Annotated in this window: 25 protein-coding genes; 19 read left to right on the forward strand and 6 right to left on the reverse strand. The window is 68.5% G+C overall.

Translation table 11 applies throughout. From position 1 onward, the window contains the following. The first annotated feature begins 3 nt into the window (after positions 1 to 3). The 3 genes from FB391_RS01895 to FB391_RS01905 are packed head-to-tail and all read left to right on the forward strand — an operon-like array spanning position 4 to position 3,190. On the forward strand, positions 4 to 1,428 hold the full coding sequence (locus tag FB391_RS01895; protein ID WP_141892594.1) for a lipopolysaccharide biosynthesis protein: 1,425 nt from the start codon (positions 4 to 6) through the stop codon (positions 1,426 to 1,428). Beyond that, on the forward strand, positions 1,425 to 2,105 hold the full coding sequence (locus tag FB391_RS01900; protein ID WP_185842892.1) for an acetyltransferase: 681 nt from the start codon (positions 1,425 to 1,427) through the stop codon (positions 2,103 to 2,105). The genes FB391_RS01895 and FB391_RS01900 overlap by 4 nt, the downstream gene beginning before the upstream one ends. After that, positions 2,102 to 3,190 carry a polysaccharide pyruvyl transferase family protein gene (locus FB391_RS01905; protein WP_141892596.1) on the forward strand — a complete coding sequence of 363 codons (1,089 nt, stop codon included), beginning with the start codon at positions 2,102 to 2,104 and terminating at the stop codon, positions 3,188 to 3,190. The genes FB391_RS01900 and FB391_RS01905 overlap by 4 nt, the downstream gene beginning before the upstream one ends. Before the next feature lie 14 nt (positions 3,191 to 3,204). On the opposite strand, the gene FB391_RS01910 is transcribed toward FB391_RS01905, so the two are convergent. Then, positions 3,205 to 4,488 carry a hypothetical protein gene (locus FB391_RS01910; protein WP_185842893.1) on the reverse strand — a complete coding sequence of 428 codons (1,284 nt, stop codon included), beginning with the start codon at positions 4,486 to 4,488 and terminating at the stop codon, positions 3,205 to 3,207. A 169-nt stretch (positions 4,489 to 4,657) separates the two neighbouring features. Between FB391_RS01910 and FB391_RS01915 the strand changes: the two genes are divergently transcribed. Then, complete coding sequence (locus FB391_RS01915; RefSeq protein ID WP_185842894.1) at positions 4,658 to 5,677, forward strand: glycosyltransferase family A protein; 1,020 nt, start codon at positions 4,658 to 4,660, stop codon at positions 5,675 to 5,677. Here FB391_RS01915 and FB391_RS01920 read toward each other — a convergent pair whose 3' ends face one another. The 5 genes from FB391_RS01920 to FB391_RS01940 form a co-directional block, all read right to left on the reverse strand. Further along, positions 5,678 to 6,436, reverse strand: coding sequence for a DUF4422 domain-containing protein (locus tag FB391_RS01920; RefSeq protein WP_141892599.1), 759 nt, complete (start codon positions 6,434 to 6,436; stop codon positions 5,678 to 5,680). Between the two features lie 70 nt (positions 6,437 to 6,506). Further along, a complete protein-coding gene (locus tag FB391_RS01925; protein ID WP_246093317.1) occupies positions 6,507 to 8,033 on the reverse strand; it encodes a sugar transferase in 1,527 nt (508 codons plus the stop codon). 131 nt (positions 8,034 to 8,164) lie between these two features. After that, positions 8,165 to 9,049, reverse strand: a complete 885-nt coding sequence (locus FB391_RS01930) for a hypothetical protein (protein WP_141892601.1) — start codon at positions 9,047 to 9,049, stop codon at positions 8,165 to 8,167. Between the two features lie 14 nt (positions 9,050 to 9,063). Then, positions 9,064 to 10,713, reverse strand: a complete 1,650-nt coding sequence (locus FB391_RS01935) for a tyrosine-protein kinase domain-containing protein (protein ID WP_141892602.1) — start codon at positions 10,711 to 10,713, stop codon at positions 9,064 to 9,066. Between the two features lie 69 nt (positions 10,714 to 10,782). After that, positions 10,783 to 11,373: an arsenate reductase/protein-tyrosine-phosphatase family protein gene (locus FB391_RS01940; protein WP_141892603.1), complete on the reverse strand. Its 591-nt coding sequence runs from the start codon at positions 11,371 to 11,373 to the stop codon at positions 10,783 to 10,785. A gap of 35 nt (positions 11,374 to 11,408) precedes the next feature. On the opposite strand from FB391_RS01940, the gene FB391_RS01945 reads away from it, so the two are divergent. From FB391_RS01945 to FB391_RS02015, 15 genes are all read left to right on the forward strand, one after another. Then, positions 11,409 to 12,293, forward strand: coding sequence for a CPBP family intramembrane glutamic endopeptidase (locus FB391_RS01945; protein ID WP_141892604.1), 885 nt, complete (start codon positions 11,409 to 11,411; stop codon positions 12,291 to 12,293). A 154-nt stretch (positions 12,294 to 12,447) separates the two neighbouring features. After that, on the forward strand, positions 12,448 to 12,975 hold the full coding sequence (locus tag FB391_RS01950; RefSeq protein WP_141892605.1) for a hypothetical protein: 528 nt from the start codon (positions 12,448 to 12,450) through the stop codon (positions 12,973 to 12,975). An 11-nt stretch (positions 12,976 to 12,986) separates the two neighbouring features. Then, positions 12,987 to 13,715 (forward strand): CPBP family intramembrane glutamic endopeptidase, encoded by a 729-nt coding sequence (locus FB391_RS01955; protein WP_185842895.1) that lies wholly within the window; start codon positions 12,987 to 12,989, stop codon positions 13,713 to 13,715. Between the two features lie 216 nt (positions 13,716 to 13,931). Further along, the gene (gene rplM, locus FB391_RS01960) at positions 13,932 to 14,378 is read left to right on the forward strand and encodes a 50S ribosomal protein L13 (protein ID WP_141892607.1); all 447 of its coding nucleotides are present in this window, start codon (positions 13,932 to 13,934) and stop codon (positions 14,376 to 14,378) included. Positions 14,379 to 14,403: 25 nt separating this feature from the next. Further along, positions 14,404 to 14,880 (forward strand): 30S ribosomal protein S9, encoded by a 477-nt coding sequence (gene rpsI, locus FB391_RS01965; protein ID WP_141892608.1) that lies wholly within the window; start codon positions 14,404 to 14,406, stop codon positions 14,878 to 14,880. A gap of 16 nt (positions 14,881 to 14,896) precedes the next feature. Further along, entirely contained in the window at positions 14,897 to 16,255 is a 1,359-nt protein-coding gene (gene glmM / locus FB391_RS01970) for a phosphoglucosamine mutase (protein WP_141892609.1), read from the forward strand. Between the two features lie 139 nt (positions 16,256 to 16,394). Beyond that, positions 16,395 to 17,234: a universal stress protein gene (locus tag FB391_RS01975; RefSeq protein WP_141892610.1), complete on the forward strand. Its 840-nt coding sequence runs from the start codon at positions 16,395 to 16,397 to the stop codon at positions 17,232 to 17,234. A 79-nt stretch (positions 17,235 to 17,313) separates the two neighbouring features. After that, positions 17,314 to 18,354, forward strand: a complete 1,041-nt coding sequence (locus FB391_RS01980) for a LacI family DNA-binding transcriptional regulator (protein ID WP_141892611.1) — start codon at positions 17,314 to 17,316, stop codon at positions 18,352 to 18,354. A 151-nt stretch (positions 18,355 to 18,505) separates the two neighbouring features. Then, positions 18,506 to 19,879, forward strand: a complete 1,374-nt coding sequence (locus tag FB391_RS01985) for an ABC transporter substrate-binding protein (RefSeq protein WP_141892612.1) — start codon at positions 18,506 to 18,508, stop codon at positions 19,877 to 19,879. Between the two features lie 63 nt (positions 19,880 to 19,942). Then, complete coding sequence (locus FB391_RS01990) at positions 19,943 to 20,977, forward strand: carbohydrate ABC transporter permease (protein ID WP_141892613.1); 1,035 nt, start codon at positions 19,943 to 19,945, stop codon at positions 20,975 to 20,977. Then, positions 20,974 to 21,876, forward strand: a complete 903-nt coding sequence (locus FB391_RS01995; protein WP_246093318.1) for a carbohydrate ABC transporter permease — start codon at positions 20,974 to 20,976, stop codon at positions 21,874 to 21,876. The genes FB391_RS01990 and FB391_RS01995 overlap by 4 nt, the downstream gene beginning before the upstream one ends. Then, complete coding sequence (locus tag FB391_RS02000) at positions 21,873 to 22,580, forward strand: hypothetical protein (RefSeq protein ID WP_141892614.1); 708 nt, start codon at positions 21,873 to 21,875, stop codon at positions 22,578 to 22,580. Before FB391_RS01995 ends, FB391_RS02000 begins: the two co-directional genes overlap by 4 nt. Next, the gene (locus tag FB391_RS02005; protein ID WP_141892615.1) at positions 22,577 to 24,673 is read left to right on the forward strand and encodes a glycoside hydrolase family 36 protein; all 2,097 of its coding nucleotides are present in this window, start codon (positions 22,577 to 22,579) and stop codon (positions 24,671 to 24,673) included. The genes FB391_RS02000 and FB391_RS02005 overlap by 4 nt, the downstream gene beginning before the upstream one ends. Next, positions 24,666 to 25,568, forward strand: a complete 903-nt coding sequence (locus FB391_RS02010) for a family 43 glycosylhydrolase (protein WP_246093319.1) — start codon at positions 24,666 to 24,668, stop codon at positions 25,566 to 25,568. The genes FB391_RS02005 and FB391_RS02010 overlap by 8 nt, the downstream gene beginning before the upstream one ends. Beyond that, a complete protein-coding gene (locus FB391_RS02015; protein ID WP_141892616.1) occupies positions 25,565 to 26,527 on the forward strand; it encodes a hydroxyacid dehydrogenase in 963 nt (320 codons plus the stop codon). Before FB391_RS02010 ends, FB391_RS02015 begins: the two co-directional genes overlap by 4 nt. Positions 26,528 to 26,539: the final 12 nt, after the last annotated feature.

Consider the following 26,539-nt stretch of genomic DNA (forward strand, 5'->3'; position numbering starts at 1 on the left):
GCCTTGAGAGTCAGCAGGATCGCGCAGTTCGCCCTCGGCCCGATCGTCGCGGCTGCGGCAGGTGCGATCACCATTCCCGTCGTTGCATGGCACTACGAAGCCGCCGACGTCGGGCGATTGAACATCTTGCAGACCACTGCGAGTCTCGCCATGGTGCTCGCGTTCCTCGGACTCGACCAGGCCTATGTCCGTGAGTACCACGAGTACCGCACGAAGTCGGCGATCTTCGCGGCATCGCTGGTGCCCCCCGTCGCGTTGCTGATCCTGCTCACGTTTGTCACGGCGATCTGGCCGGGACAGATCTCGCGGCTGCTTTTCGGCGTGGACGAGCCGATGTGGGCGTGGGGGGTGCTGGCCACCATCGCGACGACGATCGCCGTGAGGTCGCTCTCGCTTGTCGTCCGCATGGAGGAGCGGGGACTGCTCTTCGCGGTGTCGCAGTCGGTGCCGAAACTCGCGCTGGTAGCGGCAGTCGTCTTGATCGGTTCGCTACTACCCTCGACCTTCGCCGTGCTGATGGTGTTCTTCGTCTCTGCCACCATGCTCGCGCTGGTTCCGCTCGCGATCGGTACCTGGCATACCTGGACGCGGGCCCGGATAGACGGCGAGAGCCTAGGGCTGATGCGACGCATGCTCGCGTACAGCGTCTCGCTGTGTCTTGCCTCATTGGCGTCAGTCTCCCTGGCGGCAGTGGGGAGCTTCGCCCTGCGGGGACGCTCGACCTTTGAGGAACTCGGAGTGTATTCGGTCGCCGTGAGCGTTGCGGGTGTCGCCACGGTGATCCAGTCGATCTTCTCAATCGTTTGGGCTCCGATTCTGTATCGCAGGGTGTCGGAAGGCGTGCACGTGGAACTCGTCGAGAAGGTGCGTGATCGGGGACTGGCCATTGTGGCCCTTGCGTTCGCGGCCGTCGGTACGTTCTCATGGACGCTGGACTTCATCCTCCCGAATGAGTACTCATCGGTGATCTACCTCGTGATCGGCACGGTGGCTCAACCGCTGCTCTATACGTTGAGTGAGATCACGAGCGCTGGCATCGGTGTCACAAGGCGCACGTCATTCGCACTCGTTGCGACGGTGGTCGCGCTCGCCGCCGGAATCGGCCTGAACCTCGTCCTCGTCCCGCCGCTCGGTGCCAGTGGATCCGTGATTGCCGCGGCAATGTCGTTCTGGCTGCTCTTCGTCATGAAGACCGAGGCTTCGGCGCGGATCTGGTACCGCTACCCACGCGTGCGCATTCATCTGCTCATGGGGCTTGCGATCGTACTGGCCATCGTCTCGATAGTGATCTCGGACGAAGCCGGAGTGGTCACGGTGCCCGCGATCTGGGTGACGTACGGAGTGATAGGCCTCGTAGCCTGTAGACGAGCATGGATAGGAATGCTGCGGCGCCCAGCGCCGGACGATCCGAAGGGCGAGGCCGGATGACGAGATTGGTGATCGCAGGAGCGGGTGGTCATGGCCGCGAGATCCTCACGTGGGTTCGTTCCTCGCCGCGGTTCCTGGGCGAGCATGGAATCCAGCACATTGCGTTCATAAATGACGTCGAACCGGCGAAGCCCCTGGGTGCACCGTTGACCGGAACGATTCGCGACTTCATCCCGAATGCCGAGGACCTCTTCATCTGTGCCATCGGCGATCCTGTCGATCGGGCGAGCGTGGCGCTATCCCTCGAGGCACGAGGCGCGCGATTTGTGAGCTTCATCCACGACGATGCCCTCATCGGGCCCACGGTGACTCATCTGCGGGGCCTCGTCGTATTTCCGCGCGTGACTGTCTCCACTGATGTGCGCATCGGCGCGCATGTTCACATCAACGTTGCAAGCTCGGTCAGTCACGATGTCACGATCGGCGACTTCGCCACTCTCAGCCCCGGCTGCACCGTGACCGGCGGTGCGACCATCGAGGAGTACACGTTCCTCGGGGCAGGGGCGACCGTCATTCCCGGCCGTCGAGTCGGACCCGGCGCAACGGTCGGTGCGCAGGCAGCAGTGGTCACCGACATCGCGGCGGGGTTGGTCGTGGTGGGGGTTCCGGCCAGACCTCTCCGTGAGACGGCGGCGCGAACGCCGTGCGCCCAAAGCGACCGCGGGGCGGGACTGTGAGGAAGCGGAGCCAACCGGCAGACCACCATCCGCGATCGGTTTACACGATCCTCACCGGCCAGTACGACAACCTGGGCGACAGCATTCTGCGTCGCGCGATGGTGAGTCAACTCGCCCGCCTCGGAGACTGGCACGTGTTCATCGGTCGGGCGCCGGAGGATTACGTTGCCGCCCTCGATCTGAACGACCGGACCCGTGTCTATCGCTCCCGATTCAGATGGCTGATCGCTGCCACCCGAGGAATGGCCCGACGAAGTAGCGCGGTTTTCGTTGCCAACCCGGGTGAGATCTCGTCGTCGTGGCATGAGTTCCTCATCGGGTTGACCGCGGTATGGCTCCTTGCCATCGGTCGTTTTCGGGCAAACCCAGGCATCAGGGTGGGAATCGGCGCCCGCGATAGACAACGACCGCTCAGCCTCGGACATGAGCTCGCGTGCCGGCTCGCGCGAATCAACATCTGGCGAGACCAGCAGTCCCGGGACTTGTTCGGGCGGGGCCACGTGGCGCCCGACTGGGCCTTTGCCCTGCCGGCGAGCAACGCCGGAGAGCCGAGGTCGTTCGTGGCTCTGTGCTACCGGGCCGACAAGCCACTTCCGTCGCCGACGGCACTGGGCGCCGTCCAGGCTTGGGCAGCTGATCGCGGATATCAGTTGGTCGTGGTCAGTCAAGTTCGGCGCGATGTCGAGGCGAATCGACGACTCGCGAGCTCACTTGGCGCTCTTCATGTCGGGGGGACTGACCGTCCTCTCGAACAGTTGGAGCAAGACGTCCGAGCGATGTATGCGCGATCTGTCATCGTGCTCGGGAATCGAGTGCACGGGTTGATCCTCGGCATGGTTGAGGGCGCCGCGCCGGGGGCACTACTGGGGCACGCCGACATGAAGACCGGTCGAACCCTTCGCGCCGCCGGGTTCGATTTGGCTGCGATTCCTGGTGAGGCTGACGAGCGAGAGCTCGCGATATACCTGGACCACGTGCTGGAATCCCGGCGGGAGCTTGCACCGAAGATGCGGGCGGCGCGCGACGAGCTGACCAGAATCGCTTCTCAACTGTCGCTGCACCACAGCGCGAGTCCAGTCGATTGATGCCACGGGCGCGGCTACGTCCGGCCTCGCAACGACCCATCACGTGCGCTCACGGGCGCTTCAACCCCCTGTCGAAGCGGGAATGTCGCGTCGACTCCAAAAGCGCATGCGGCTACCAGGCACAGCACAGCTGTGAAGAATGGCTCGTTGTGGCTGGAATAGAACGTCGTCATGATCAGCACGCTGATGAGGAGGAGGAGCATCGTCCATTCTCGACGTCGAATGAGCGCCGAGAAGATGGCCACCACGAGAACGATTGCCGATATCGAAACGACAATTCCGAATTCTGTCAGAATTGACACCGTGGCAGAGTGCACCGGTTGCCAGCCCAGGAGCACATTCCGATAGGATGCCGGGTCGTATGCAGCGAGCCGGTTTGTGTCGATGCCAGAGGTGGTCACGGCGTCCGCGAATCCTCCTGGACCCATTCCGAAGAGGAGGAACGAGATGTTGCTCACTTTGACCTCGAACGCCAGCCTGATCAACTCGAAGTGTGCCAGGGTCGACTTCGCTGCTGCTTGATCAGTGGCGGAAAGCCGAGACGCCAAATTATCGGTAAGCGATGTGGCGGCCAGCCATAGCGTCAGCACGGGGGTAGCGAACAACAGCAGATGGTGGCCATAGACGGCGAGCGCGTTGCGGGCGCGCCGACGAGATTTGGCGTAGGCGAGCAGGACTGCGATGGCAAGGAACGGCATGGCGAAAAGCACCAAGCGCGAAGCGGTAGCCATCGAGACGAAGTACAGCAGTATTGCGATGGGCATGCTGATGAAACTGTCATTGACCCACAGCACGAGGAATGCCAGACAGGTGAGCGCGACCGCCGCGTGTGATTTATCGTCGAAGTACAGGGTCAGGTAACCCTGGCGATCGAAGAGAAATTCGTAACCACCCACGACGATCGCCGTCGCTGCAGCGATGTTGACCCAGAGCCGAGAAATGATCCTTACGGGGTAGTGCTGCGATGCCCGAATGAACAGGAAGAGCTGGACGAAGCAGATCTCGAAGAAGATGATCTGCAGCCATGCTGGTTCGTGATCCGTGATAAGCGTCAGAGGCAGGAACGACACGGGAAGCGAGACGGTGAGCGCGGCGAGCAGCAGCACGTCGTTCCGCGAGAACCATCGGCTAGCGGGCAGGAGGCACAGAACGGCTGCGACCTGCAACAGACTTGCGACGGAGAGCCCCTTCACGGGCAACTCGATCCCGAGCGGAATGCTGAGCACGGTGAGTGCGACCCCGACCGGGATCATCGCGTTGCCGGCCGTGACACGACCGGTGCTGTCCGACGCTCGCATGCGACCCATCTTGGCACCGTAGTCTCGCTGCCGCCCAGACCCTCGGGGTTCTACGCGTCTCCGGTTGCATGGCGCCGTTCGGTCTGCTGGCGGGTGTGAGACCGCGGGCAGGATAGGTTGTGGACAGCAGGGTGTCTCCGACGGACGGAATAGCTGGATGGATTCGCTGGTGAGCGTCGTGGTGCCCGTCTTCAACGTCAGACGGGACTGGGTACGGCAGGCCATCGAATCCTTGCTCGCGGTCGATACACCGATTGAGCTGATCATCGTCGACGACGGGTCGACCGACGAGCAACTCGTCGCCTATCTGGCCGATCTGCCGCATTCCGACGAGCGGGCCCGGTACGTGCGTCAGGAGAACTCGGGCGTGGCGGCCGCGCGTAACCTTGGAATCGACCTGGCGAAAGGGGACTGGCTCACCTTCGTCGACCCCGACGACAGAGTGCGGCCGCAGGCAGAGGCTTGGGGCCGACTGTCCAACTTGTCGGGCATGGACGTTGTCCTCACCAGCGGGTGTGGGTTCAGTGCCGATGGTGGACCGGTGACGGAGACCTACTCGCTCGCTGCGTATGAAGCCGGTGCGACGCCTGCAGGCCTTCTTGAAGAGATGTTCGATCTCTATTCTGTCGGTCGTGAATCGCCGTCGTTCGTGATCGGGGTTCCGTGGTCGAAGTTCGTCCGCCGAGCCTTCCTTCTCGACAACGAGCTCAGGTTCGACGGCTCGATCGTGAAACGGTCGGACGCAGAATGGATGATCCGTCTCTTGGGCAGGGACCCGAGGATAGTCATCATCGATGACCCTCTCGTCGAGTATCGCGTCGACATCAAAGGATCCATCTCCAACCGGTACAGGCCAGAAATCCTGGACAGCTATTTGCGAATCATGGAGACGGCCGGTCGTTCGGGGCACGTCTCCGACATGGCGCTACAGATGTACGCCCTGGAGTTGATCAAGGATGCGGTCAACAATGTCTTCTCGAATCCGGATGCACCTGCATCGGGGGTGTCGCGATCTGCCTACCGGGCGTTTCGCCGCCAGTTCGTCATCACGGGAGGACTGATGACTTCGGGCAGGCTCAGCCGGGCCAGTGTTGGGCGGAAGCTGCTCTTCGTCGTGATCTGGCGCCGTTGGTACGCCCCCATTGTCGGGCTGCGATGGGCGAAGAAGGCGCGCATGCGACTCAGCTGATCAGGCACGCCGGCTTCCCGACACTTTTCGCCGAAGCATATTGACGCCTTTCGTCAGTTTGGGCTCGCCTTCCGTGTTGACGATCGGAAGCAACTTGACTCGAAACTCGCGCATGTTCGCGCGAACCCAGACATTCAGCAGGCGTTCACCGAGATAGCCTTGGGTCCGTCGCTGGTATGAATCGCGCTTTGCGTTATCGATGAGCGGTTCGCTGGCCTCAAGGATGGGGAACAGCCAGGCCGCGTATGAATTGAAGACCTCTGCGCGCATGAGGAACATGTTGTAGAGCGACAGTCGGCGGCTTTGCATGACAGCTTCGAAGCTGGGCACGTAATCGGGTGCTGCATCAGCCAGGATCATGCGCACAGCATCCAGGTCACTGCCGTGATGGCCGTGTCTATAGTGCGACTCCACAGTTTCGACGACGTAGTTCCGCGGTCGGCCGATGGCGATGTCGCTCTTCGCCATGATCTCGGTCATCTGGTTCCCGGAGAGCACGTTCGAGCCACTCGGGCCCGGCGCATCACCACGGAAGTAGCGCCGGTAGTGGCTGAGGCCGATCGCATCGGCCTGCAGATTCTTCCACGCCCAGTAGATCGCCGTCAGCTCACAGTAGGACTCGTTCTTCAGCGATATATTCGCCCCGTCAGCATCCGACTGATACCCGAGGTTGAGATCCGATCGCGCCTTTCCGACGTGGACAGGCAAGTATGCGGGGTCCACCGGATGAACCGCCTCGCGGTGTGACGCGACGAGCATTCGGATCAATGGTCGCCCCTCCCTCACTCTCGCACCGTGGGGCCCATTGAAGGCCGCTGCGTCGCTGCCATCAACGTGCCGAGCTGCCGGGGGCGGCGACGGCCTTGAGAGTCTTCATCAGGATCGCGATGTCGCCGAGCAGCGACCAGTTCTCCACGTAGTACAGGTCGAGCTTCACGGCGTCTTCCCATGAGAGCTCGCTCCGCCCGCTCACCTGCCAGAGCCCGGTGATACCGGGACGTGCGAGCAGACGGCGGCGGGCGGCATCCGAGTACAGTGCCACTTCTGCGGCGATCTGAGGCCGAGGCCCGACCAAGCTCATCGAGCCGGCGAGCACGTTCCACAGCTGCGGCAGCTCGTCGATCGAGTACTTGCGCAGGAAGCGTCCGAGTGGCGTGACCCGCGGATCGTCCTTCACCTTGAAGAGGGGGATCTCTCCCGTTCCCTGCGCCTTCAACAGCGCATCCAGCTCATCCTCGGCACCCACCCGCATAGAGCGGAACTTCAGCATCGAGAATGGCTTGCCGCCGCGGCCGATGCGTTCGTGCGAGAACAGCACAGCGCCGGGGTCGGAGGCCTTCACCGCCAGTGCCACGACCAGAAGCACCGGAGACAACACCACGATCAGCAGCGAGGACACGAGGATGTCGAAAGTGCGCTTCGTGAATCGCTGGCCACCGGAGAATCGAGGAGTCTCCACGTGAATCAGTGGGAGCCCCGACACCGGACGGCTGTGGATGCGAGGGCCGGCGATGTCGATGATGCTGGGAGCGAGGACGAGATGCTGGCGGCCCGACTCGAGCTCCCAGGAAATCTGCTTCACCTTATATGGCGGCAGGTCGTCGGTGCTGGTGATGGCGACAGTGTCGGCCCCGGTGATCGCGATGGCGCGCTCGACGGCGTCGACGGAACCGACGATCGGGATATCGGTGTCAGCCACCGTTGCGCCCGACCCGCCGCGCGGTACACAGGCCCCGACCACTCGGTAGCCCGTCGCTGACGTGCGTGTGAGCTCACGAGCGATCTGAGCGACCGACGTCTCCGACCCCACCAGAAGTACCTGTGCCGAATACTCACCGAGTCTGCGGTGGGCGACGAGCCACTGGCGCCAAAGATATCGCTCGAGGACCAGCATCCCGATTCCCAGGGGGAGCGCGATGATCAAGTACCCGCGCGCGATGTCGACGCGCAGCAGGAAGGCGGCAATCGCGATCAGTCCGAACAGGCGCAGGCTCGCATCAGCGACCCGGACATACTCGGTCGTACCGGTACCGATCACGCGATAGTCGCGGGAGTCGATCAGGCCCAGAGCGACCATCCACCCGACAACCAGCCCGGCCGAGAAGATCCAGTAGTTCAGCTCGTCGAGTCCCGACACCCGTGGCGGCTCGATGCCGAGCCACAGGATCTGGGTGCCGTAGACGACCCACACGAGTACGAGGAAGTCGCTCGCTCGAAGCCGACGCGCGTAGGACGACCGCCAGTCGCGCCTCGATCGCTCGTCGGACGCGGCCTCGGAGAGCGCTCCAGGAACACTATCGGCGGACTCGCCGTGATTCTGCGACGCCGGTGTCGCGTCGATGTTTGTCGACGTCACAGTGGGGTTCCTCGTGTTCGCAGGACTCGACCAGCCAGCCGATGTGGGGTCGGCTGAATCGTGCAAAGTCGAGTCCGGTGTCGTCATGAAACGGTCCCTGAATTGGAGGCTAGCAGGATGCGGCATCCAGGTCAGGGGGTGATTTCGAGAAAAGTCGGGCCCGTCCACATCGTGACCGAACCACCGGCGTCATCGATCGCGATGGGCGCGGTCGGGTCTGCGGACTCCGCGCAGCCGATGGGCGTCGCTGTGTCGGGCGCACTCACAGCGATGCGCGACACGGCGACGCCCGGGCACCCGGCATCCTCATGCGCGACGAGCACATCGCTGCCGTCGATCGCTAGTGCCACGACTCCCTCCGGCGCGAGCTGCAACCACTCCGAGCCCGACCACGACCACGCGAGCTCGTCGCACACCAGGGCGACCACCGGGCCTTCGGCATGCAGTCCCCAGGCCGCCTTGCAGGGTGCCGCGACCGGGCCGGACGGGAGCCGCACCGAACCGGCATCCTTCGGATCGACGTAGCGGGATGCCGCCAGCACGTCCGGATACGACTCCCAGAACTCGCCACGCGTATAGGTGCGCAGCGCCTGGGCGTCGCAGGCGGTCATCGCGGCGACAAGCTCGGCGTCACGCGCCGAGAACGCCGAGAGCGTCTGCACCTGCGAGATGCCGAGGTAGTTCGGGGTCACGGTGGTCCAGGTCGCGCCGCGGTCGGTCGAGCGCTCTACGATCGGCGCCGGACCGTTGCATGCGCCCACGGTCGTGCGCCACCACAGCTCGCCGCCCGTCGCCAGCAGCCTGCGCTGCGCCGGCGGTACGACGTCCGGGTCGACCGTCGGAGTGGGCGTCGGCACCCGCACGCCGAGCGTGAACGTCGGCACGGGCTCGGCCTTGCCGGTCGGCGACGGCGGATGGGCGTGCTCGTAGGCCACGACCGCCAGCACGGCCACGACCACGACGAGTGCGCCCACCGCGGCGATGGCGAGCCACCTCGACATGCCGGTGCGGTCCACGCGCGTACCCGGGATCAGGGGAGCGGGTCGCCGGGGCTGGACGTGCCGGGAGCGCTGCCGGCTTGACGGACGATGTCGTCGAGGGTCACGGTGCCGGTACCGTCGGCCGCGGCGCTCTGCTGCGCGCGACGGGATGAGGCCGCGGGAGCGACCGGCTGCGCCGGACGCGGCGGGATCTCGATGCCGTCGGTCGCGGGCGGCGCTGCTGCGCGAGTGGATGCCGGTTCGTCGGGCTTGCTCGACGCGGCCGACGCCTGTGTGCCACGCGCGCGCTTCGATGCCTTCGCGTCCGGGCGCTGGCTGTAACCGTAGCCACCGCCGTACCCGTAGCCGTATCCGTACGCGTAGGCGTCCGGGCCACGGGTCGGCACCATCGTGAGCGTGATGCCCGCGATGCGTGCGCCGACGGTCTCGAGCGCGTCGAGCGCGCTCGACAGCTGATGGCGGTTGGTGTGGCCGGCCGAGACCATCACGATCGCGCCGCTGGTGGCCTTCGCCAGGATGGCGGCATCCGTCACCGGCAGAAGAGGGGGCGCGTCGCACAGCACGACGTCGAAGTCACGCTCGAGCACCTCGAGCAGCGTGTGCATGTTGTCAGAGCCGAGCAGCTCGCTCGGGTTAGGCGGGACCTTGCCCGCGGGCAGCACGTAGAGGCTGCGGTTGCCCCACGGGAGCATCACGTCGCTCAGCCGGGCGCGCCCGATCAGCACGTCGGTGAGCCCCACGCCGCCTTCGATGCCCAGGTACTCGGCGACCTTCGGCTTACGCAGGTCGGTGTCGAGCAGCGCGACCTTCTTGCCCGCATCGGCGAGGGCGATGGCCAGGTTGATCGTGCTCGTCGACTTGCCCTCATTGGGCACGCTCGACGTGATGACGAACGACGACCGCCCGCCCATGTCGAGGAACTGCAGGTTCGTGCGCAGCGCGCGGAACGACTCCGCTCGAGGGCTCAGCGGATCGGCGTGCACGATGAGCGGACGCTCCTTCGCACGCGGATCGAACGCGATCGCGCCGATGATAGGTCGATCGGTGATCTGCTCGACGTCGCGGGGTGTGCGCAGGCGCGTGTCGAGCACGGCGCGCAGCACCGCGATGCCGATGCCGAGCGCGAGGCCGATGAGCCCCCCGAGCGCCAGGTTGAGCGGGACGTTCGGGCTCGACGGGGTGAGCGGCGGCAGCGCGTCCTTCACCCGCGACAGGCGCACGGGGCTCGTCTCGGTGCCGTTCGGCGTCTCGAGCTTCTCGACCGCCGAGGTCAGCGAAGCACCCAGCGCGTTCGCGATGTCGGCCGCACGCACCGGGTCGGTGTCGGTGACCGTGATGGTGATCAGGGTGGTGTTGAGAGCGGCGGATGCCTCGACCTCGGCGCCCAGTTCGCCCGCTGTCATGCCGAGATCGAGCTCGGCGATGACCGGGTTCATGACGATGGGGGTGGTCACGAGGTTGGAGTACGTCTGCACACGTGACTGCGTGAAGCTCGACCCCTGTTGCAGTTCCTGGATCGTCGATCCGGCCTGCGTCGATACGAACACCGTGCTCTGCGCTTCGTACTCCGGGGTGCGCGTGAGCGACCAGACGGCGCCGACGCCGATGCCCACGAGAGTGGCCACGACGATGATCACCCAGTTCTTGCGCAGGATCCGAATGTAGTCGGTGAGCTCCATGCTGCCTCTCGAAGGTGGCGGTGATCCGGCCATTGTTCCACAGGGGTGTGGGCCGCGGGGGGAGCGCGATCAGCCCAATGCGCTCCGCAGGGTGCGCGCGATGCTGTCGACGGCGGGCGTGAGCTGCTGCGCAGAGGTGAGGTACGTGCTCCAGGGCTGCCCGAACGGGTCGATCACGTCGTCGTCCGCGGCGTCGTCGGGTGCGGGCGAGAGCCCCCGGTACGACGCGACGACGGCGGCGACCGCGCGCACGCGCGCCGAGTCGTCGGGTGCGGTGGATGCTGCGGCGCGAAGCTCGTCCGCCGGCGCGGCCTGCGCCAACCGCGCGAACTCGCGCACGGTGAAGGTCGATCGCAGTCGCGACGGCGCCAGTTCGGCGACCGCGCGGCGGTGGTCACGGGTCATGGTGAGGATCAGATCGGGCGACGTGAGGTGCTGCTCGGTCAGCCAGCGCGATCGGTGCGCCAGCGTCTCTGAGGACGGAACCCCCAGCGCGACGGCGATGTGCGCTGCTTCAGGTGTCATCTGCGCGGCGGGGAGGCCCCGGGTGCCCGCGCTCGCGACACGCGGGCGCAGGTCCGAGAGACGCAGCCGCAGCAGCTGTTCGGCCAGCGGCGACCGGCAGATGTTGCCGGTGCACACCGCGAGGATCTCGAACACCGGGTGGCCTCCACGGAGCAGGGTAACGTGGGCGCGTGCGCGACCAGCCTATCGAGCCGCACGCCACGGCAGCGCGGGTGCCGGGCGAGAATCCGCCGTCGGCACCGGTCGCCGAGTCTGCCTTCGGCGAGATCGCGTGGGCCGAGATCCCACCGCCCCCGCCACCGGCGGATGAGGGCACCGGCGCTCCGCAGTCCCGTTCTGGCCGGCGTGCCCCGCGCACTGACTGGCGCCTCGGCGGACGCACGGTTCTGCGGTGGCGCGAGTGGCTGATCGCGGCATCCCTCCTCGCCCTCGGCGCGGGCGTACTGTGCTCGGCCGCGCTGGCGATGCTGAACCCGGCCGGCTGGACCGCGATCGCCGCGTCGATCGTTCCGCTCGTGGCGATGCTCGTGGTCGTGGTGTGGGCCTTCTCGATGTCGCGCCCCGCGGGCCTGCTGCGGGTGCGGGGCATCGACGTGCTCTACGGACTCGTGCTCGGGGGTGCTCTGCGCGTCGTGCAGGGATGGCTGTCGGCCGGGGATGCCGCGTCGGGCGCCTTCCCGTCGCTGCTGCGCGTCGACGGCCGGGTGCCCGCGGGGACGTGGATCACCGACGTGCTCGCCCCTGTCACCGTTGCGCCGGTCATCGAGGAGCTCTTCTTCCGCGGTGTGCTGCTCGTCTCGGTGTACACGGTGCTGCGCCGCCCGCTCGGCAAGGTCTCGGCCGGAGTGGTGGCGGTCGTCGTGAGTACCCTCGCTTTCGCGATCGCGCACAGCCTCGCAGCGGGGTCGGGAGCCGTCGTCGGGGTCGCTCTGCTCGGTCTCGTGTGCGCCCTGCTGGTGATGCTCACGGGCCGGATCTGGGGCGCGGTGCTCGTCCACATCGTCTACAACGCGATGTTCGTGGCACTGGCGCTGGTGGGCACCTTCTGGGGGTGACGAGGGCGCATGGCTCCGAGCGAACGTTTACCGGCGCGAAACGTTCAGGGGTAGCCAGGGCTTCGACGCGGGGGTAACGTGGCGACTCGTCGGGGAAAATCCCTGACGAAAGGGCACCTTGCCCCCTTCGAAATGAACTTCGGGAGTTCGATCGATGCGCAAGAAAATCCTCCCCGCGCTGATTGCAGCGGGCCTGCTCGTCTTCGGTGGTGGTGCTGCAGCAGCGACCGCGGCCGAGTATCCGAGCAGCGTCACCTGCACCGTCAGCCCCACGTCTGTTGCCGTCGGGGGCAACGCCACCGTCACGTGTACCGGGTTCATGCCGAACTCGACCGTGTCGTTCACTTCGACCGGCGGCTCGATCGCCTCGCTGGTGTTCACCGCGACCACCGCCACCAAGACCGCCGACGCGTCGGGTTCGGTGAGCACCGTGTTCACGGCGCCGACCACCGCCGGCAGCTACACCGTCACGGCCTCGGGCACGGCTCCGGATGAGAGCGCCGTGACCGGCTCGGCGACCATCACGGTCACCGCTGCGGCCGGCGGCGGGGGTGGTGCCGGACTGCCCGCCACGGGTGGCACGGTTCCGGCCGCGGCCATCTGGCTGGGTGTCGGCGCCATCGGCATCGGCGGCATCGCGGTCGCGGCGGCGGTCGCCCGTCGTCGCGCCTCGCAGCGCTGACGAGCAGCTCGTTGAGGGCTCCCGAGCGGTCGCAGGACCGCCCGGGAGTCCTTGCTGCGCGTCGGGCGTGGTCGCGGCCGTGGGTCGCGATCGGTATCGCGGCCATCGCCTTCGGTGCCACGCTCCTTCTCCTGCTCGTCGCCCGGCGCTCACCCGGCTGGCCGAGCCCTGAGGGGGTCGGCGGCGCTCTGCTCGACATCGTGCTGGTGCTCGCACCACTGGCCCTCGCCGTGGTCGCGGCTGCAGTGGTCGCCGGTGCGGAGCGCCGAGTCGGTCCTGCGACCGGCCTTCGTCCGTGGCGATGGCTCGACGTCCTCGCGGGTCTGGCGGTCGGACTGGCGCTGCGCGCGGTGGTGGAGCTGTTCGTCCCCACGACGGGGACGCTCGGGGGACCGTTCGGCACCGTCACCGCGGCCGTCGTCGTCGCGGCGATCGCCTCCGTCGTGCTGGCCCCGCTGATCGAGGAGCTCTACTTCCGGGGACTGGTACAGCGCGCGCTCGGCGACGCGCTCGCCGCCGGCCGTCTGCTCGCGGGTGCGGTGGCCATCCTGATCTCGACCGCGGCGTTCGTCCTCTTGCATATGGCGAGCTACGCGGGTGCGACTCTCGGGCAGATCGTCGCCTGGGCGCTGGTCGGGCTGGGGTGCGGCATCCTCACCCTCTTCACCGGGCGGCTGGGAGGCGCCATCGCCGCCCACCTCGTCTACAACGCGCTCGGCGTGGCGCTTCTCTTATGGTGACGCCGCGCGGTAATGCGCGGTTTGGCCGAGTCTCTTCGATGACGTAGACTTGTCATTTGGTGTCCGGCTCAGCTGACCCGGCACCACGAACGTGAGCCCTCCACTGGCGTGTTCCGTTTCGTCTCGCTTCGCTCGCTCAACGACCGAAGCGGAGCGGAACCACCCCGGAGTGGGATTCACGAACCTCTCCGTTCGAATCAAGAAAGCAGCACTACTGTGACGCGCACTTACACCCCCAAGGCTGGCGAAGCCCAGCGCGAGTGGCTGGTCATCGACGCGACTGACGTCGTCCTCGGCCGTCTCGCCTCGCACGCCGCCGCGCTCCTGCGTGGCAAGCACAAGCCGACGTTCGCCCCCCACATCGACCAGGGCGACTTCGTCATCATCATCAACGCCGACAAGGTGGCCCTCACCGGCCAGAAGCTCGAGCAGAAGAAGGCCTACCGTCACTCGGGCTACCCGGGCGGCCTCAAGTCGGTCACCTACTCGGAGCTCCTCGAGAAGAACCCCGTGCGCGCCGTCGAGAAGGCTGTCCGCGGCATGCTCCCGAAGAACTCGCTCGGCCGCGACCAGCTGTCGAAGCTCAAGGTGTACCGCGGCGCGGAGCACCCCCACGCGGCGCAGAAGCCCACCGCGTACGTTTTCGACCAGGTCGCCCAGTAAGCGCCGCACAGAACAGGACACACTGATGGCGAACATCGAAGAAACCCCCACCAGCTACTCCACCGAGACCGCGATCGACGAGACCGTCGTCGCCGCCGAGCGCCCCGTGCTCTCGGTCTCGGGCGCCGCAGTCGGCCGTCGCAAGCAGGCCATCGCCCGCGTGCGCGTCATCCCCGGCTCGGGCACCATCACGGTCAACGGCCGTGCGTTCGAGGACTACTTCCCGAACAAGCTCCACCAGCAGCTCATCACCGACCCGTTCACGGTGCTCAACCTCAACGGCGCGTACGACGTCATCGTCCGCATCTCGGGTGGTGGCCCCTCGGGTCAGGCCGGTGCGCTCCGCCTCGGCATCGCCCGCGCGCTGAACGAGATCGACGCCGAGAACAACCGCCCGACCCTCAAGAAGGCCGGCTTCCTCTCGCGCGACGCCCGCGTCATCGAGCGCAAGAAGGCCGGTCTCAAGAAGGCCCGCAAGGCGCCGCAGTACTCGAAGCGCTGATCGGCTTCACCTCCGCATGCCGATCTTTGGCACGGATGGCGTGAGGGGGCTGGCCAACGGCCCCCTCACCGCCGATCTCGCTCTGTCCCTGGCCCAGGCGACCGCCGTCGTCCTGGGCCAGGGCCGTTCTGCCGAGGCCCGCAAGGCCGCCGGCAAGCGCCTCACCGCCGTCGTCGCGCGCGATCCGCGCGTGTCGGGCGAGTTCCTCTCGGCCGCGGTCGCGGCAGGCCTCGCCTCGTCGGGTGTCGACGTCCTCGACGCCGGCGTGCTGCCGACGCCCGCCGCGGCGTTCCTGATCGCCGACATCGACGCCGACTTCGGCGTCATGGTGTCGGCCTCGCACAACCCGGCTCCCGACAACGGCATCAAGATCTTCGCCCGCGGCGGTGTCAAGCTGCCCGACGTCGTCGAGGCGCGCATCGAATCCGCGATGGCCGGCGACAAGCTGCTGCCGACCGGTGCCGCGGTCGGCCGCATCCGCCGCTTCGCCGACGCCGAGGACCGCTACGTCGTGCACCTGCTCGGCTCGCTGCCGCACCGGCTGGACGGGCTTCACGTGGTCATCGACTGCGCGCACGGTGCGGCATCCGGGGTCTCTCCCGAGACGTTCCGCGACGCGGGCGCGCGTGTCACCGTCATCGGCGCCGACCCCGACGGGCTCAACATCAACGACGGCGTCGGCTCGACGCACCTCGACGTGCTCGCGCGCGCGGTGGTGGATGCCGGCGCCGATGTGGGCATCGCGCACGACGGCGACGCCGACCGGTGCCTCGCGATCGACGCCGACGGCAACGTCGTCGACGGCGACCAGATCATGGCGATCCTGGCGGTGTCGATGAAGTCACGCGGCCAGCTCAAGGACGACACCCTCGTCGCCACCGTCATGAGCAATCTCGGTCTGCACCGCGCGATGACGGCCAACGGCATCCACGTCGAGACGACCGCGGTCGGCGACCGGTACGTGCTCGAGCGCATGAACGAGGGCGGCTTCTCGCTCGGCGGCGAGCAGTCCGGCCACGTCATCATGAGCGAGTTCGCCACCACCGGCGACGGCCTGCTCACCGGGCTGCACCTGGTGGCCGAGATGGCCCGCACCGGGCGCACGCTGGCGGAACTGGCGTCGGTCATGACCGTCTTCCCGCAGGTGCTCATCAACGTGAAGGGCGTCGACCGCACCCTCGCCGCCACCGACGAGGTGGTTCAGGATGCCGTCGCCCGGGCCACCGCGGCGCTCGGCGTCTCGGGCCGCGTGCTGCTGCGCCCGTCGGGCACCGAGCAGCTCGTGCGCGTGATGGTCGAGGCGGCCTCGGAGGACGAGGCCCGGCATCAGGCCGAGACCCTCGCCGACGTCGTGCGCGAGCGCCTCGCGCTGTAGGTCTCAGAGCAGTCACGGCAAGGTCCCGGCGCAGTGCGCGCCGGGACCTTGCCGTGTCCGACCGGGGTTTGTCACGGCCCCGAGGCCTGCGCGCGAACGGCGGGTCGGGCTAGCCTGAAGGCGACCGAGAGGAGTCATCGTGGGTGAAGCGATCGTCGTCGGAGTCACGGATGCCGCAGTCTCGCGCCGCGCGGTGGACTGGGCCGCGCAGCGTGCGGCGGAGCGGCGTCAGCCCCTCGAGCTGCTCGCGATCGTCGGCGGAGCCACCGGCGCGGTGGGCGAGGGGGCGATCGTGGAGGCCGCGCTGGCCGAGGCGCAGGCGCGGGCGGAGGCCGAGGCATCCCGCATCGCCGCAGGCGGACTCGAGGTGCGCACGCGCGTCGAGCGCGGCAACCCGGTCTCGCGACTGCTCGACGCGTCGGAGGGTGCGGCGCTGCTCGTCATCGGCAGCGACTACCGCGGACCGGGGTCGAAGGCCGCGCGCGGTGCGCACGGGCTGCGGATCGCGGCCGGCGCACGCTGCCCCGTCGTCGTCGTTCCGGACTTCGACATCGAAGGCCGCTCAGGGGTCGTCGTGGGCGTCGACGGATCGCCCGTGGGCGAGAAAGCCGTTGCGTTCGCAGCGGCAGAGGCCGACCGCCTGCGTGAGCCGCTCATCGCGGTGTCGGTGTGGACGCCGCTGGAGGTGCCGCGCAACATGGGCGTGTATCCCGTGGAGTACCTGGAGAACCTGGCGAAGCTGACGGAAGAGTCGCTCTCGATCTCGCTCGCGGGGCTGCGCTCGCAGTACCCCGACCTCGAGATCGTCCCGCGCGTCGAGCGCGGCTACCCGTCGCAGATTCTGGGCGAACTCGCCGCGGACGCGCGTCTGGCCGTCGTCGGCTCGCACGGCCGAGGCGCGCTCGCCCGGTTCCTGCTGGGATCGATCAGCCAGGAGGTGCTCGCGCGCCTCGCGACCGTCACCGCCGTCGTCCGCTGAGCCGGCACGGCACAGCGCGGCCGCAGGCATCCGGGATACTGGATAGCGTTATCAGCACGCGCATGCCCCGGGGAGACGAATGTCGAAGAGCGCCAAGCCTGCCACCCTCGCGGACGTCGCCCGCCTCGCCGGGGTCTCGGTCCCCGCGGCATCGCGCGCGCTCAACGGCGGCGTGCGCGGCAAGCAGAGCGGATCGCCCGAGCTGCGCGGCCGCGTCGAGGAGGCCGCGCGCACCCTCGGCTACTCGGTGAGCCCTGCCGCGCAGACCATCAAGGGTGGCCGCGCCAACACCGTCGCCTTCATCGTCGGCGACATCGACGACTTCGGGTCGGCCACCATGATCTCGGGCGTCATGCACGCCGCCGAGGAGCGCGGCGTCTCGGTCGCGGTCCGGACGACGCGCGACGACTCGGCGCGAGAGATCGAGCTGCTCACGCAGCTGCGCGGCGAACGCCACCTCGCCGTCGTCATGGCCACGAGCCGCACGACCGACGCCGCCCGCGAGGCCGCGGTCAAGGAGCAGCTCACGGTGCTGCGCGACCACGGCGCCCGCATCGTGGTCATCGGTGACAACGACCTCGGGTTCCCCACGGTGACGGTCGACAACCGCCATGCCGCCCGGCTGCTGGCGGAAGGACTCGCGGATGCCGGCAACCGGCGCTTCGCGATCGTCTCGGGTCCCGCGGGCGAGGTGACCGCACTCGAGCGCGTCGGCGGGTTCGTCGAGGGTCTTCGGGAACGCGGGATCGAGGTCGACGACCGCGATGTCGTGCACACCGAGTTCTCTCGCGACGGCGGGTACCGGGCGGCGGGGCTGCTGCAGGACCGGCTGGGCGAGTTCGACGTGATCGCGGCGATGAGCGACGCGATGGCGGTGGGCGTCATCGCCCGGCTGCGCGAGCTCGGCGTCGCAACGCCCGACGACATCGAGGTGACCGGATTCGACCACGTCCCGATGCTCGGCGACGTGCTGCCCGGCTTCAGCACCGTCGAGGTGCCGCTCGAGCGGTTCGGCGGGGCGGCGCTCGCGCTGGTGCTCGACGAGGACGCCGATGCCGAGGGCGCCGTCGCGCTCACCGCGACCCCGATCCTGCACGGCCTGGCGCTCGAACCGCGCTGACCCGCGATCGCACGCGGGCGGCATCCATTCGCCGACTTCCCTTGCCGGCAGCGGTCGGAAAGCGCTTTACAAGAAAGAGTGGCAAACGTTGTCCACTTTGAGGTACTCTCTCCGAGACGGAAACGTTCCGGCACGAATCAAGGGAGATCACATGCACGACGCAACGACGCGGGCAGGGGTGCGCGCCCGGCTGGGCCGCCGCTCGCCCTGGGTCGCCGGGGCAGCGGGACTCGCTGTCGCGGCACTGGCACTGACGGGCTGCAGCGGCAGCGGCTCGGGCTCCGACGGCGACTCCGGCGCTCAGGAGAAGACGACCATCCGGTTCCTCTACGCGACCGGCGACGAGACCTGGAACTCGGTCGTCGACGCGGTCGTCACGGCGTTCAACGAGCAGAGCGACACGACGAACGTGCAGCTCGACCCGCTCCCCGCGGGCAGCGACTACGCCACGGCGCTCAAGACGATGGACGCCACCGGCAACTGGCCGGCGGTCGTCGACATGCGCGACACCCTGACGTACGTCAATGCCGGCAAGCTGGCGCCGATCCCCGAGTCGGTGACGGAGCTCATCCAGCCCGAGGCGTTCGGCAGCGCCGAGGACGGCAACGTCTACACGGTCCCGTACAGTGCGCTCAACGGCGAGATCGGCCTCAACATCGTCTACAACAAGGACTACTTCGAAGAGAACGGCCTCGAGGTGCCCGAGACGTACGACGACTTCCTCGACCTGCTCGCCGACATCAAGGCGAACGGCGACGCGCCCTTGGCGACGGCAGCGGCCGAAGTGTGGCCCAGCGACCAGCTCTGGAAGCCGCTGGCCGCGCCCTACTTCGCGGCGTACGGCGACGAGGGCGGGTTCTGGACCGCCGTGCAGAACGGCGACGCGTCGATCGAGGACCTGCGCGAGCCCCTGCAGGAGCTGCTCGACATCACGAACGAGGACGTGCTCGAGGGATGGCAGTCCACGGCGGACGCCCAGACCACGACGCTGCTCGTGAACGACATGGCGGTCATGGCGACGTCGTCGGCCGGCATCGGGCGTCTCAACGACATCCACAAGGTCGACCCCGACTTCAACGCGGGGCTGTTCATCATCCCCGCCGAGGACGGCACCATCAACGTGCTGAAGAACGCCGTCAACGGCGACACCGCGGGCGGCCTCGCGATCTCGGCCCAGGCGGCCGAAGACGAAGACGAGTACGCCTCGGCGACCGAGTTCCTCGAGTACTTCTACCAGGTCGACACGGCGAACCTCATGGAGTCGCAGGGGTGGCTCGCGCCCAACATCGTGGCGTCCGACGAGATCGAGCGCAACACGTCGATCCCCGGGTCGAAGGACTACTTCGCGCTGCTAGAGAACCCGAACCTGCAGTGGTTCGAGAACGTGTCGGACCTGTCGACGTTCAGCGCGTTCAACACGTTCTTCCGCCAGGCGCGCATCGAGATGCAGGACGGTCAGTCGTCGATCGACGACACGATCGCCAAGGTGCAGGCCGAGTTCGACAAGACGGTCGCCGCAGGCTGACACGCGTGACGCGGTGCCCGGGCGTCGTCCCGGGCACCGCCCCGCGGAGGCGAGGAGGTCTCCATGACAGATCAGAGTGCCCTGCAGGGGCAGACGCAGGTGGTCGGCGCCGCCGTCCGCCTCAGCGGTGAAGGACCGCTCGACGGCGCCCCCGAGGGCGCGCCCGACGACGTGCCGTTCGTGCCGGCAGGACCCGCGGCCGAGAAGCGCCGCACCCGCCGGTTCCGCTCCGCGCGCTGGGTGATGCTCGGCTTCATCGCTCCGGCGCTGGTGATCTACCTGCTCATGGTGATCGTGCCGTCGCTGCAGTCGCTGCAGCTGAGCTTCACGAACTGGGACGGCATCAGCCCCGACTACGACTACGTGGGGGTCCGCAACTACGAAGAGATCCTCACGAGCGGCCGCTTCTGGAACGCCGTCAGGAACACCCTGATCCTCGGCCTCGGTTCGGCCGTGATCGTCAACGCCATCTCGCTCGGCGTCGCGTTGATGCTCGACAAGGTCGGCCGCTGGCAGGGGCTGTTCCGCACCGCGGTGTACCTGCCGTCGCTCGTGAGCGCGTTCATCCTCGCGACCGTGTGGAAGTACCTGCTCAACTACAACTTCGGCGCCGTGAACACCTTCCTGCGCGACGCCGGCTTCCCGGACTGGGCGCGCGACTGGCTCGGCGACAGCTCGATCGTGGTGGGCGTCATCCTCTTCATCACGTGCTTCACGCTGGGCGGCAACACGACCCTCATCTACCTCGCCAACCTGCAGTCGGTGCCGCAGGAGCTCATCGAGGCCGCGCGCATCGACGGCGCGAACAGCCGTCAGGTGTTCCGCCACGTCACCTGGCCGATGCTGGCCGGCGCGGTCACCGTCAACATGACGCTCGCGATGATCGCGGGCTGGACCATCTTCGACCAGGTCATGGTGCTCACCTCGGGCGGCCCCGGGTTCGTGAGCGAGACCATGGCGTTCTTCATCTACAAGGTCGGCTTCGGCGAGTACCGCGCCGGTTTCGGCAGCGCGGCGGCCATCGTGCTCTTCCTCGTGGTGATCGTCAGCACCGTGGCCGCGAACGCCTACATGCGCAAGAGGGAGATCCAGGCATGAGCACCGAGACGCACACGCTCGTCGCCCCACGACCCGCGCCGGGCCGCGGACGCCGCAGGACGGCATCCCCCCGCAAGCGGCTCACACCGGGCCAGGTCGTCGTCATGATCGTGCTCGCCGTGCTGGTGCTGATCGTGGCGAGCCCGGTGATCTACGCGCTGCTGAACTCGTTCCGCTCGTACGCCGAGATCACGATGGACCCGATGGGACTGCCCACGCAGTTCACCCTCGACAACTACGTGCAGCTGTTCCAGCAGACCGACTACGGCGAGGCGCTCGTCAACACCCTCATCATCACGGTCGCGACCGTCGTGCTGCTGGTGGCGATCGTGCCGATGGCCGCCTACGGCATCGAACGCGTCGGCGGGCGCACGTCGCGGTTCATGTACATCCTCTTCATCGCGGGCCTCATGATCCCGTTCCAGGTGCGCATGATCCCGCTCGTGAAGGGGTTCAACGAGGTCGGCCTGTACAGCACGCTGACCAGCGTCATCCTCGTGCACCTCGGCGGGGCCGCGAGCTTCGGCATCCTGCTGTACTGCAGCTTCCTCAAGAGCGTGCCCATCGACGTCGAAGAGGCGGCGTCCATCGACGGGGCCGGACGACTGCGCACGTTCTGGTCGATCGTGTTCCCGATGCTGCTGCCGGTGACGTCGGCCTTCGTCATCATCCAGGCGCTCGGGCTGTGGAACGACTTCTTCATCCCCCTGGTGTTCCTCGACTCGTCGTCGGCGGGAACCATCAACGTCGCGATCAACCGCATGGTGGGTCTGCTCACGTCGCAGTGGCAGCTCATCTACACCGGCGCGATCCTCGCGATCATCCCCTCGGTGGCGATCTTCGCCGCGTTCCAGCGCTACTTCATCAAGGGCATGTCGGTCGGGGCGGTGAAGGGATGAGCGTCATCGCGGCGAAGGCGCGGGCCCTGCTCGCGCTCGACGGACCTCTCGCAGCCACGGTGCTCGCCGTGTTCGGGTACTTCACCGTGTCGGTGTCGTACCTGGCCTGCCTGGTGCCGCTGCTCGCGTTCACGAGCCTCGTCGGCTGGCAGCCGACGCACCTGGCCGTGTGGCTCGGCGCCGCCTCGCTGCTGCCGGTCGCGCCCGCCAGCTACGCGCTGCTGCGCGCCTCGCGTCTGCTGCTGACCGAGCGTGGCGAAGCGCGTGCCGTGCGCGCGTTCTGGACCGCGTTCGCGGATGGATGCCGCCGCCTCTGGTGGGCAGCGGCGTCGCTGTCGCTCGTGACGGTGCTGCTGCAGTACGACCTCGCGCTGTTCGGCGGCTCGGACACCGTGCTGCTGCTGGTCGCGGCGGGAGCGGCGCTCGCCGCCGCCCTGCTGGTCGGCGTGTGCGTCCTCGCGACGGCGCAGGACTTGAAGCGCCCTGTCGAGACCGTGGCCGCCGCGGCGACGGCGATCGGGCGACGCCCGCACATCGCGCTGAGCTGGCTGCTGCTGATCGGCCTCGGCCTCGCCGCCACCGCGATCCCGCTGCTCGGGCCCGCCCTCGCCCTGTTCCTCCCGGCGCTGCTCGGCGCCGGCATCCACATCTGCAACGACGCCCTGCGTCTGATCCGCACCGACGAGACGAGCTCGACATCGTGACCGACACCGCCATCACCCGTGACGCCCCCGCCGAGGCCGCGCCCCCGACCGCCCGGGCGCGGGTGGGGGCCTTCGAGCTCCGCTGGAGCCCGGAGGCGCCGGCATCCCTCGTCGTCCCGTCGTCCGGGTTCGCGGGCCGGGCGTCGGTCGCGCTCGTCGAGGTGTTCACGTCGACGGAGCAGCGGGCGCGCACCAGCCAGGCGTACTGGCGATCGGCGGTGGGGGAGCGTCTGCGGGTGCAGGGATCGCAGGTCACCGCGGACGCCGACGCGACGCGCGCTGTCGTCGTGCAGGGCGACTCCCGCACCGGCGTCGAGGTGCGCACGACCGTCACCGCCCCGGCCGGCGCGCGCGCCGTGCGCATCGAGAGCGAGGTGCGCAACGCGGGCCGCACCGCGGTGGTGGTGACGGCGGTGTCGTCGGCGACCATCGGGTTCGGGCACGCCCAGAGCGACCTCGACACCGCGGTGTGGGGCACGGCGCGCAGCGAATGGCTCGCCGAGGACCGCTGGAGCGAGGTGCCGGTGCGCACGCTGCTGCCTGAGATCGACCTCGCCCTCCACGCGCAGGACGCGCGCGGTCACGGCGCGCTCACGAGCCACGGCGCCTGGTCGAGCGGCGAGCACGTCCCGTGCGGGTACCTGCTGGGCGCCCACGGCGAGGCGCTCGCATGGCAGATCGAGACGAGCGCGGGCTGGCACGCCGACCTGAGCCAGGCACGGGACGGCGGGGTGCTGTCACTGCTCGGCCCCACCGACCTCGAGCACCAGTTCGCCCGCGAGCTCCTTCCCGGTGAGACCTTCACCGCCGTGCCCGTGGCGGTGGCGGCATCCCCCCTCTCACGCGACGGGGCGATCGCCGAGCTCACCCGCTACCGCCGGTGGCTGCGCGGCGCCGCCGCAGAGCAGCCGCTGCCGGTGGTGTACAACGACTTCATGAACACGCTGATGGGGCAGCCGACGACCGACAAGCTGCTGCCCCTCATCGAGCGGGCGGCCGAGGCGGGCGCCGAGGTGTTCTGCATCGACGCGGGCTGGTTCGCCGACCCCGAGGTGGGCGACTGGTGGTCGAGTGTCGGCGAGTGGCGCGAGGCGCCCGCCCGGTTCCCCGGCGGCGGCCTTCGCCGCGTGATCGACGCGATCCGCGACGCCGGCATGGCGCCCGGGCTCTGGCTCGAGCCCGAGGTCGTCGGGATCGACAGCCCCGCCGCAGCGGAGCTGCCCGACGAGGCGTTCTTCGTGCGGTTCGGGGAGCGCGTGCAGGAGGACCGCCGCTACCACCTCGACTTCCGCCACCCCGCGGCCCGCGCGCACCTCGACGCCACGGTCGACCATCTGGTCGAGGAGTACGGCGTGCGCTACCTCAAGCTCGACTACAACATCAATCCGGGTGCGGGCACCGAGCATCTCGCGACGGCGGCGGGAGACGGGCTACTGGGGCACACGAGGGCCTTCCGCGACTGGCTCGTGAGCGTGCAGCGGCGCCACCCGTTGCTGCGGATCGAGAACTGCAGCTCCGGCGCCATGCGCGCGGACTACGCGCTGCTGGCCGTCACGCACCTGCAGTCCACGAGCGATCAGCAGGACTTCCGCCTGTACCCGCCGATCGCCGCGTCGGCGCCGGCCTCGATCCTTCCGGAGCAATGCGGCAACTGGGCGTACCCGGCACGCGACATGAGCGACGAAGAGACCGTGTTCACGCTCGTCACGGGACTGAGCGGGCGGCTGTACCTGTCGGGCTTCCTCGACGAGCTGCGCCCCGAGCAGCGCGACCGCATCCGCGAGGCCGTTGCGCTGCACCGCGGGCTGCGCGACGAGCTGCGCCAGGCGACGCCGTTCTGGCCGCTCGGGCTGCCGGATTGGGATGCGTCCGTCGTATGCCTCGGCCTGCATACGCCCGACAGGGACCTGCTGTTCGTGTGGGACCGGGATGCCGCGCCCGCCGGCTTCACGATCCCGGGGGCGCACGGCGAGGCAGAAGTGCTGTTCCCTCGCGAGGGCGCCGACTGGGGGCTGGATGCTGCAGCCGACGGGCTGCACGTCGTGACCCCGTCCGGCCTCGGCGCGCGCGTGCTGCGGGTGACCCGTGGCTGAGCGCGGCACGATCCGCCCCGGCCGCGTGTTCGTCGACGACCGCGGCCGCACCGCGCAGCTGCACGGGATCGGGCTGCAGCGGATCGGTGACCGCTGGTTCGCGTGGGGCGAGGACAAAGCTGCGGGCGGGCTGTTCACCGCCGTCGCGTGCTACTCGTCGCCCGATCTCGCGACGTGGACGTTCGAGCGCGACGCCCTGGTCGCGGGCGAGGGCGACCTCGGCGCGGACCGGGTGATCGAGCGCCCCAAGGTGCTGCAGCGCCCCGACGGGCGGTGGGTCATGCTGCTGCACGTCGAGAGCGACGACTACGCCTACGCGCGGGTCGGGTACGCGATCGCCGACCAGCCGGAGGGGCCGTACGAGTATGTCGGCAGCGAGCGGCCGCTCGGCAACATCAGCCGCGACATCGGCGTGTTCCACGAGGACGGCGTCGGCTACCTGCTGTCGGAGGACCGCGACCACGGGCTGCACATCTACCGTCTGCGCGAGGACCGCCTGGGCGTCGAGGCGCTCGTCGCGACGCTGCGTCAGCAGGCGCGACCCGAGATCGGGTACGAGTCGCCGACGCTCGTGCGTCACGACGACGGGCGCTACTACCTCTTCGGCTCGGATCTCACCGGCTGGGACCTGAACGACAACATGTACACGAGCGCCCCCGCGCTCGAAGGCCCGTGGGACGACTGGCGCCCCATCGCGCCGGTCGGCACCCGCACCTTCGACTCGCAGGTGAGCGTCGTCGTGCCGGTGGGCGACGGGTACGTCTACGTCGGTGACCGCTGGAGGCCCGACGCGCTCGCCGAGTCCGAGCCGGTGTGGCTGCCGCTGCGCATCCGCGACGGCGAGGTCGTCCTCGAATGGCGCGACGAGTGGAGCATCCAGGAGCTCGGCGCATGAGGGCGGCGCTGCTGATGGACCCCGCTCTCGTGCCGTTCGTCTTCGGCCCCGACACGCGGTCGCGGCTGTCCGAGCTGGTCGAGATCGAGGGGGATGCCGCCACCTCGGCCGCAGGCATCCCCGATCCCGCCGGCGTCGACCTGCTGATCGCGGGATGGGGAGCGACACCGGCCGGCCCGGACGACATCGCCGCCTTCACCGGGCTGCGCGCCGTGGTCCACTGGGGCGGGGGGATCGGCTGGCTCGACGCGCAGGCGGCGGGCCGCGGCATCCGCATCTCCACCGCGAAGGCGGCCAACGCGATCCCGGTCGCCGAGTTCACCCACGCGATGATCACGCTGGCCGCGAAGGACGCGTTCTGGCTGTCGCGGCAGTACACCGCCGAGCAGCGGTTCATCGCCCGTGAGGCTGCCGCTCCGCGGGCGGGCCTGTACGGCACGACCGTCGGCATCGTGGGGGCGTCGGCCATCGGCACCCTCGTCATGCAGAAGCTGCGCGGCAACGACGTCCGGGTGCTGCTGTACGACCCGTACGCGTCTACCGCAGACGCCGCGGCTCTCGGCGCCGAGCTCGTCGGCGACCTCGTCGAGCTCGCGGCGCGCAGCGACCTGCTGTCGATCCACGCACCCGAGCTGCCGTCGACCGCCGGCATGGTGTCGGCGGAGGTGCTCGCCGCGCTGCGCGACGGCGCGACCGTCATCAACACCGCGCGCGGCTCGCTCGTCGACCAGGACGCCCTCGTCGCCGAGCTGCAGCGCGGACGACTGCGCGCGATCCTCGACGTGACCGATCCCGATCCGCTGCCCGCGGGGCACGTCCTCTACGCGCTGCCCAACGTCTTCCTCACGCCGCACCTGGCCGGCTCGATGGGCGTCGAGCTGCAGCGCCTGGGCGAGGCGGCGCTCGCCGAGATCGAGCGGTTCGTCGCCGGCGAGCCGTTCGCCCACCCCGTGCCCTGACGATCCCGGAGA

This window comes from Microbacterium kyungheense, from assembly GCF_006783905.1.
In the GTDB taxonomy this organism is placed as follows: Bacteria; Actinomycetota; Actinomycetes; order Actinomycetales; family Microbacteriaceae; genus Microbacterium; species Microbacterium kyungheense.